Source organism: Serratia sp. CY33525 (genome assembly GCF_052169115.1).
GTDB lineage: Bacteria > Pseudomonadota > Gammaproteobacteria > Enterobacterales > Enterobacteriaceae > Serratia > Serratia sarumanii.
The window spans coordinates 465,426-472,974 of the sequence record NZ_JBJNLK010000001.1; the positions used below are offsets into that span (position 1 = coordinate 465,426).

Sequence of the window (7,549 nt, forward strand, 5' to 3'; positions counted from 1 at the left end):
AATAAAATGAGACAGGCGGCGAAAAAGTTTAACCCATGAAACTTTTCGCGCTTATTTTCCCCGCCCGTCCGGCTGAATTTGCGGCAATGCGCTGAGCCGTTCAAACGCATAATCCCAAAAGGCGCGCACCTTCAGCGGCATGCGCTGCGCCTGCTGCGCCACCAGCTGTACCGGCATCGGCAACGGTTCATGGTCCGCCAGCAGCCGTACCAGCGTGCCGGCGGCCAGATCGTCCGCTACCTGATACGAGAGCAGCCGGGCGATGCCCTTGCCGGCGCGCACCGCCAGCAGCTGCGCCTCCACGTCGTTGAGCAACAGCCGGGGAGCCAAGCGCACGCGCTCGCCGTTTTCCTGCGGGCCGAAGCGCCATTCGCGCAGCGACGGCCGCTGGGTGCCAACGATGGTGGCGTGCTCCGCCAGTTGCGCCGGCGAGCGCGGCTCGCCGCAGCGCGCCAGGTAAGCCGGGCTGGCGACCGTCACCCGGCTGACCTGCCCCAGCCGCCGCGCCACGCGCGAAGAGTCCTGCAGATGACCGATGCGCACCGCGATATCCAATCCTTCGTCAATCAGATCGAGATTGCGATCGTTCAACACCATTTCGATCTGCATCTGTGGGTAATCATCGAGAAACGCCATCACCACCGGCGCCACGTAGCGGCGGCCGAACTGCACCGGCGAGGTGACGCGCAGCAAGCCGCTCAGCTGCGCTTCAGCGGTATCCTGCACCACCGCCTGATAATCCTGCAGCAGCTGTTGCGCGCGCTCCAGCAGCCGCACGCCCGCCTCGGTAGGCGCCAGCCGCCGGGTGGTGCGTTCCACCAGTCGGGTGCCGAACCGCTGTTCCAGCGCGGCGATCGCCCGGGTGATCGCTGGCGCCGAGCGCCGCAGTTTGCGCCCGGCCGCCGCCAGACTGCCCTGCTGCACCACCGCCACGAAGATGGCCAACTCGTCTAACCGATCCATAGACTCTTCCGAAAAATGAAATTATCAATTTCCACATTGCCGGATTCCGTTCATTCGCCGCAAGAGTATGCTGAAAAAAACAGTGAGGAGAAACGCCATGTCCACCATCACCCTCTACGGCACCCCGCTTTCCGGCCACGTTCACCGCGTGGCGTTGCTGCTGCGCATGCTGGCGCTGCCCTATGAATGGGTAGAAGCCTCGGCGGAAGTACGCCAGAGCGCGGCCTTTCGCCGGCTCAACCCGTTCGGCCAGATCCCGGTCTTGCAGGACGGCGATCTGACGCTGGCCGACAGCAACGCCATTCTGGTCTATCTGGTGAAGCGCTATGCGCCGAACAGCCACTGGCTGCCGGAACAGCCGGCGGCGGCGGCGCGAGTGCAGGCCTGGCTTTCCAAAGCCGCCGGTGAAGTGCGCTACGGCCCGGCCTCCTGCCGATTGATCGCCCAGTTCGCGGTGCCGGAGGATTATCAGGCGGCGCGGGCAATCAGCGATCGTTTTCTGCCGCAGATGGAGCAGCACCTGAGCGAGCGCGACTATCTGGCCGGCGAACAGGCGACCATCGCCGATCTGGCCTGCTACAGCTATGTGGCGGTCGCGGCCGAAGGCGGCATTTCGCTGGCGCCTTACCCCGCCATACGCCGCTGGGTGGCGAGCATCGCGGCGCTTCCCGGCTTCTTCGCCATGCCGGCCCTGCCGGAACCGGCGGCGAGCTGACGCCATGATCCCGCAACGGTTCCACCCCGATGAGCTGCGCGCGCAAACGCTGGCCGGTTTCGATCGCGTGGGCGGCGGCATCTACCCCGCGATGCCGGATCAGCACCGCGCTTTTTTCGCCGCGTTGCCCTACCTGTTCGTCGCCACGCTGGACGAACAGGGCTGGCCCATCGCCACCCTGTTCAGCGGCCCGCCCGGGTTTTTACGCACGCCGGACGACACGCACCTGCGCATCAGCGCGCCGCGCCGCAGCGACGATCCCGCCCAGGCGCTGTTGCTGCCCGGCAAACCGGTCGGTGCGCTCGGGCTCGACTTCAGCAACCGGCGGCGCAACCGCGCCAACGGCATCGTCGGCCGCACCGACAAAAACCGGGTGGAGATCGTCGTTCACCAAAGCTTCGGCAACTGCCCGCAGTACATTCAGCGCCGCGAACTCTACCCGGTGGAGAGCCGACCACAGCCGGTTGAGCATTTAGCTTCGCTCGATGCGGCGGCGCAGGCGCTGATCCGCACCGCGGACACCAGCTTCGTCGCCAGCGGCGCGCACCTGGAACTGGCGCAGGGCGGCGTCGATATTTCCCATCGCGGCGGGCGGCCCGGCTTTATCCATCTGGAAGGCGACACGCTGTGGATGCCGGACTTTCGCGGCAACCGCTATATGAATACGCTGGGCAACCTGCTGGCCGAACCGCGGGCGGCGCTGCTGTTCATCGATTTTGAGCGCGGCGACGTGCTGCATCTGCAGGGAAAAACGCAGATCCTCTGGCAGGCGGAAGGACATCCCGGCGTTGAAGGGGCGGAACGCTATTGGCGGTTTGACGTTCACCGCGCCTGGCGTTTTGCGGCGGCGCTGCCGTGGCGGGGACGCGATCTGGAATATTCGCCGGCGACGCTGGCGACCGGGGTGTGGCGCCGCTGAAATGAAAAGCCCCGCTGCGGCGGGGCTGAATCGGAAGATTACAGGCTGTGTTCGGCCGCCGATGCGGCTTGATAAAGCTGACGAAAATAACGCAACCGCGCAAAGAACAGGCGGCTTTGCTGTTCCGACATATTGCCGGCCACCTGCCCGGCGTCAATCTGCCGCCCTTGCCATTCCATCAGGGCGATGCTCGACGCCAAAAAATCCATTTCGCTGCCGTAGGCCGCGAGATGTCTGTCCACTGATTTCATCATCCGCACACTCCTTTTAATTACATCGAAAAGGGTCATATGCCTGCTCTTTCAGTATCGGCCCGGCGGAGGATATTTTTTGTACAGAAGGTGCGCATAAAGAAAACGATCATCTTGTTGCCGCGCGGGCAAACGGCGGCGGCAAAGTTTGCTAGGGTAAAGGGTAGCCGTATGGGATAGACCACTCTGTTGAACTCAGCAAAGAAGGAAGAGACTCATGAGCACCAGCATCTGCGCTACCCTCAAGGACCCCACGCTGTTCCGCGAGGCCAATTACATCGACGGGCAATGGTTGCCGGCCAAAGCAGGCCACGCGATCGCCATCCATAACCCCGCCAACGGCGAGCTGGTTGGCCATGTGCCGGCCTTCGGCGCCGAAGAAACCGCGCGCGCCATCGCCGCCGCCAAGAAGGCGCTGCCCGCCTGGCGTGCGCTGACCGCCAAAGAGCGCGCCGGCAAACTGCGGCGGCTGTTTGAGCTGATGATGGAAAATCAGGAGGATCTGGCGCGCATCATGACGGCGGAACAGGGTAAACCGCTGGCTGAAAGCCGCGGTGAGATCGCCTATGCCGCCTCCTTTATCGAATGGTTCGCCGAGGAAGGCAAGCGGGTCTACGGCGACACCATTCCGCAGCCGCAGGCCGGTCGCCGCATTATCGTGCAGAAAGAGCCGATCGGCGTGTTCGCCGCCATCACCCCGTGGAACTTCCCGGCGGCGATGATCACCCGCAAAGCCGGCCCCGGCTGGGCGGCGGGCTGTACCGGAGTGATCCGCCCCGCCAGCCAGACGCCGTTCTCTGCGCTGGCGATCGCCGTGCTGGCGGAGCGCGCCGGGCTGCCCGCCGGGGTGTGCAACGTGATCACCGGCCCCAGCAAGGGCATCGGCGGCGAACTCACCGCCAACCCGGATGTGCGTAAACTCTCCTTCACCGGCAGCACCGAAGTCGGCGCGCAGCTGCTGGCCCAGTGCGCGCCCACCATCAAGAAAACCAGCATGGAGCTGGGCGGCAACGCGCCGTTTATCGTGTTCGACGACGCCGATCTGGACGCCGCCGTGGCCGGCGCGGTCGCCTCGAAATACCGCAACGCCGGCCAGACCTGCGTCTGCACCAACCGTTTTCTGGTGCAGGACGGCGTATACGACGCCTTCGCCGCCAAACTGAAAGCCGCCGTCGCCAAGCTGAAAGTCGGCAACGGGCTGGATGAGGGCGTCACCATCGGCCCGCTGATTAACCCGGACGCAGTGGAGAAAGTGCGCGAGCATATCGCCGACGCCGTCGAACACGGCGCATCGGTGCTGCTGGGCGGCAAGCCTGACGCGCTGGGCGGCAATTTCTTCACCCCGACCATCCTGACCGACGTGCCGCGCACGGCGAAAATCTTCCGCGAGGAGACGTTCGGCCCGGTGGCGCCCCTGATCCGCTTCAACCACGAGGCCGACGCCGTCGAACTGGCCAACGACACGCCGTTCGGCCTGGCCGCTTACTTCTACAGCCGCGACATCGGCCGGGTGATGCGCGTGGCCGAAGCGCTGGAGTACGGCATCGTCGGCATCAACGAAGGGCTGATCTCCACCGAGGTGGCGCCGTTCGGCGGCATGAAGCACTCCGGTTTGGGGCGCGAAGGCTCAAAATACGGCATCGAAGACTATCTCGAAATCAAATACCTGTGCCTTGGCGGTTTGGGCGCCTGATGCGATGGGCTCCCGCGCCTGCGGGGGCCCTGCCTGGCGGTTTTGGAGAGTCTTTGCTACCTTTAGGCCTCTTTTCAGCGGTTAAAAGGCATTGCCTCCGTAACAGTGAGATCAACGATGACCACCTTCTCCCCCGCCATTCCGATCCTGCGCATCTTTTCGGTCGACAAGGCCAAAGAGTTTTATCTGGATTTTCTCGGTTTCACGCTGGCGTGGGAGCACCGTTTCAGCGAAGATCTGCCGCTGTACATGCAGGTGAGCCGTGCCGGATTGACGCTGCACCTGAGCGAACACCATGGCGACAGCACGCCCGGCGCCGCCCTTTTCATCCCGGTGCACGATATCGACGCGCTGCACCGGGAGCTCACGGCCAAAAACTACCGCTATGCCCGGCCGGGAGTGGAGGTTGTCGACTGGGGCAAGGAGCTGAATCTCACCGATCCGTTCGGCAACCGCCTGCGGTTTTGCGAGCAGAGCCACGAGGCCTGAGCGGCCTTATTGGCGGTACTCCGCCTCGCTGACCGGCTCCAGCCAGGTCACCGGGCTGCCGTCCACCGCTTCGGCGATGGCGATATGGGTCATGGCGGTGTCCGGCGTCGCGCCGTGCCAGTGTTTGACGCCTGCCGGGATCCAGACGAGATCGCCGGGGTGCATTTCCTGCGTGGTCTCGCCCCACATCTGGATCCAACCGCGCCCCTGAGTCACGATCAGCGTCTGGCCGAGCGGATGCGTATGCCAGGCCGTGCGGGCGCCGGGTTCGAAGGTGACGGTCGCGCCGCCCACCCTGGCCGGCGCGTCACCGGCGAACGGCGCGTCGATGCGTACCTGCCCGGTAAAATAATCCGCTGAACCGCGCTGTGATGGGATCGAACCGCTGCGTTGTATTTTCATCTGTCGTGTCCTCCGCGCCGGCTCTCACCGCCGGCGCTGATCGTCATGAGTGCGTGATGCCAAGATAGCGCCATGCTTTTCCGGCGACTAGCGGGTAAAATGCGCAAGGAGCTATGAGCTAAATTCATAAATCTGCGCGACAGTGCGCTCACCTTCCTCTTCGGTGCCGATATGTTGAAAGAAAACTTTAACGATCTGATCGCTTTCCTGATGGTGGCCAGGGAGCGCAGCTTCACCAAAGCGGCGGCGCAGCTTGGGGTTTCCCAATCGGCGCTCAGCCACGCTATTCGCGGGCTGGAAGAACGCCTGGCGCTGCGCTTGCTCACCCGCACCACCCGCAGCGTCGCCCCCACCGAGGCCGGTGAACGGCTGCTCAACAGCATCGGCCCGCGCTTTGCGGAGATTGAAAGCGAGCTGAACGCGCTGGGTGAAATGCGCGATCGGCCCGCCGGCAACATCCGCATCACCGCCGGCGAACACGCGGTGGATGCGGTGCTGTGGCCGGTGTTGCGCACTTTTCTCGTCGATTACCCGGATATCAACGTGGAAATCACCGTCGACAACAGCCTGACCGACATCGTCGCCGGGCGATTCGACGCCGGCATTCGGCTGGGGGAACAGGTGGCGAAGGATATGGTGGCGGTGCGCATCGGGCCGGACATGCGCATGGTGCCCGTCGCCTCCCCTGACTATTTCGCCCGTTACGGCCTCCCTGCCACGCCGCAAGCGCTGCAAAACCATCGCTGCATCAACATGCGCCTTCCCACCCTCGGCGGGCTGTACGCCTGGGAATTTGCCCGCGATGGCCGGGAGATCAAAGTGCGGGTGGAGGGGCAACTGACCTTCAACAGCCTGCGCCAGCGGATCGACGCCGCGCAGCTCGGCCTCGGCATCGCCTTTGTGCCGGAAGATACCGTCGCCGAGCCGCTGGCCGACGGCCGGCTGCAGATGGCGCTGGACGACTGGTGCCCGCCGTTTCCCGGCTATTACCTCTATTATCCGAGCCGCAGGCAGCACACCACCGCCTTTGCGCTGCTGATTGAGGCGCTGCGGCGCGGGGCTTAACGCCCGACGTTTTTCTGCAGATGCGCCGGGTAGCGATCGCCGATCACGTCGATAGCGGAAAGCGCGCGCTCAATCTCGCCCAGCTCGTCCGCCGCCAACGCGACCGCCGCCGCCGCGAGGTTTTCTTGCAGACGATGGCGCTTGGTGGTTCCCGGGATCGGCACGATCCACGGCTGCTGCGCCAGCAGCCAGGCCAGAGCGATCTGCGCCGGCGTCGCGCCCTTGCGCTGCGCTATCTGCCCCAGCACATCCACCAGCGCCTGGTTGGCTCGGCGCGCCTCGGCGCTGAAGCGTGGCACCTGGTTGCGAAAATCGCCGCTGTCGAAGGTGGTGTCCTCGGTGATGGCGCCGGTGAGAAAGCCCTTGCCGAGCGGGCTGAACGGCACCAGACCGATGCCCAGTTCCGCCAGCGTCGGCAAGATTTCACGCTCCGGCTCGCGCCACCACAGCGAATATTCGCTTTGCAGCGCCGTGACCGGCTGCACTGCGTGGGCACGCCGAATGGTTTGCGCTCCGGCTTCCGACAGGCCGAAGTACTTCACTTTCCCTTCGCGAATCAGTTGCTGCACCGCCCCGGCCACCTCCTCGATAGGCACCTCGGGATCGACGCGATGTTGATACAGCAGATCGATGGTCTCTACCCGCAGGCGCTTCAGCGAACCGTCCACCGCCCGGCGAATATGCTCCGGACGGCTGTTCAACACCTGTTGCCCCGCCGGCTGCGACAGATCGAAACCAAACTTGGTGGCGATAACGACCCGATCGCGCACCGGCGCCAGCGCTTCGCCCAACAATTCCTCGTTGGTGAACGGACCATAAATCTCGGCGGTATCGAAGAACGTCACGCCTTCGTCGACCGCGGCACGGATCAGCTCGATCGCCTGTCGTTTGTCGGTGGCCGGGCCATAGCCAAAACTCAGCCCCATGCAGCCCAACCCCAACGCCGAGACTTCCAGCCCTTCGCGCCCCAATTTGCGTGTTTGCATCTTCACTCTCCCGCTGATTGATACCGGCGCCGCCTGACGCGGCGCCGCTCCGGTGTGATGACTGTA

Annotated in this window: 9 protein-coding genes; 5 read left to right on the forward strand and 4 right to left on the reverse strand. The window is 64.4% G+C overall.

Features of this window, described 5'->3' with window-relative positions; genetic code table 11:
• Positions 1-51: 51 nt before the first annotated feature.
• Positions 52-963, reverse strand: a complete 912-nt coding sequence (locus ACJ8IM_RS02270) for a LysR family transcriptional regulator (RefSeq protein WP_033647869.1) — start codon at positions 961-963, stop codon at positions 52-54.
• Positions 964-1,060: 97 nt separating this feature from the next.
• Here ACJ8IM_RS02270 and ACJ8IM_RS02275 point away from each other — a divergent pair, with 97 nt between their 5' ends.
• Entirely contained in the window at positions 1,061-1,678 is a 618-nt protein-coding gene (locus ACJ8IM_RS02275) for a glutathione S-transferase family protein (protein WP_033653568.1), read from the forward strand.
• 4 nt (positions 1,679-1,682) lie between these two features.
• Complete coding sequence (locus tag ACJ8IM_RS02280; protein ID WP_033653567.1) at positions 1,683-2,597, forward strand: pyridoxamine 5'-phosphate oxidase family protein; 915 nt, start codon at positions 1,683-1,685, stop codon at positions 2,595-2,597.
• A gap of 38 nt (positions 2,598-2,635) precedes the next feature.
• Here the strand turns inward: ACJ8IM_RS02280 and ACJ8IM_RS02285 are convergent, their stop codons facing one another.
• The gene (locus ACJ8IM_RS02285) at positions 2,636-2,851 is read right to left on the reverse strand and encodes a glycogen synthase (protein WP_033647872.1); all 216 of its coding nucleotides are present in this window, start codon (positions 2,849-2,851) and stop codon (positions 2,636-2,638) included.
• Positions 2,852-3,065: 214 nt separating this feature from the next.
• Here ACJ8IM_RS02285 and gabD point away from each other — a divergent pair, with 214 nt between their 5' ends.
• The gene (gene gabD, locus ACJ8IM_RS02290) at positions 3,066-4,541 is read left to right on the forward strand and encodes an NADP-dependent succinate-semialdehyde dehydrogenase (protein WP_033653566.1); all 1,476 of its coding nucleotides are present in this window, start codon (positions 3,066-3,068) and stop codon (positions 4,539-4,541) included.
• A 117-nt stretch (positions 4,542-4,658) separates the two neighbouring features.
• Positions 4,659-5,030, forward strand: a complete 372-nt coding sequence (locus tag ACJ8IM_RS02295; RefSeq protein ID WP_033653565.1) for a glyoxalase superfamily protein — start codon at positions 4,659-4,661, stop codon at positions 5,028-5,030.
• Between the two features lie 6 nt (positions 5,031-5,036).
• On the opposite strand, the gene ACJ8IM_RS02300 is transcribed toward ACJ8IM_RS02295, so the two are convergent.
• Positions 5,037-5,432, reverse strand: coding sequence for a (R)-mandelonitrile lyase (locus ACJ8IM_RS02300; RefSeq protein ID WP_033653564.1), 396 nt, complete (start codon positions 5,430-5,432; stop codon positions 5,037-5,039).
• A gap of 171 nt (positions 5,433-5,603) precedes the next feature.
• On the opposite strand from ACJ8IM_RS02300, the gene ACJ8IM_RS02305 reads away from it, so the two are divergent.
• The gene (locus ACJ8IM_RS02305; RefSeq protein ID WP_033653563.1) at positions 5,604-6,497 is read left to right on the forward strand and encodes a LysR family transcriptional regulator; all 894 of its coding nucleotides are present in this window, start codon (positions 5,604-5,606) and stop codon (positions 6,495-6,497) included.
• Here ACJ8IM_RS02305 and ACJ8IM_RS02310 read toward each other — a convergent pair.
• Entirely contained in the window at positions 6,494-7,483 is a 990-nt protein-coding gene (locus tag ACJ8IM_RS02310) for an aldo/keto reductase (RefSeq protein WP_033653562.1), read from the reverse strand. The genes ACJ8IM_RS02305 and ACJ8IM_RS02310 overlap by 4 nt on opposite strands.
• Between the last annotated feature and the right edge of the window lie 66 nt (positions 7,484-7,549).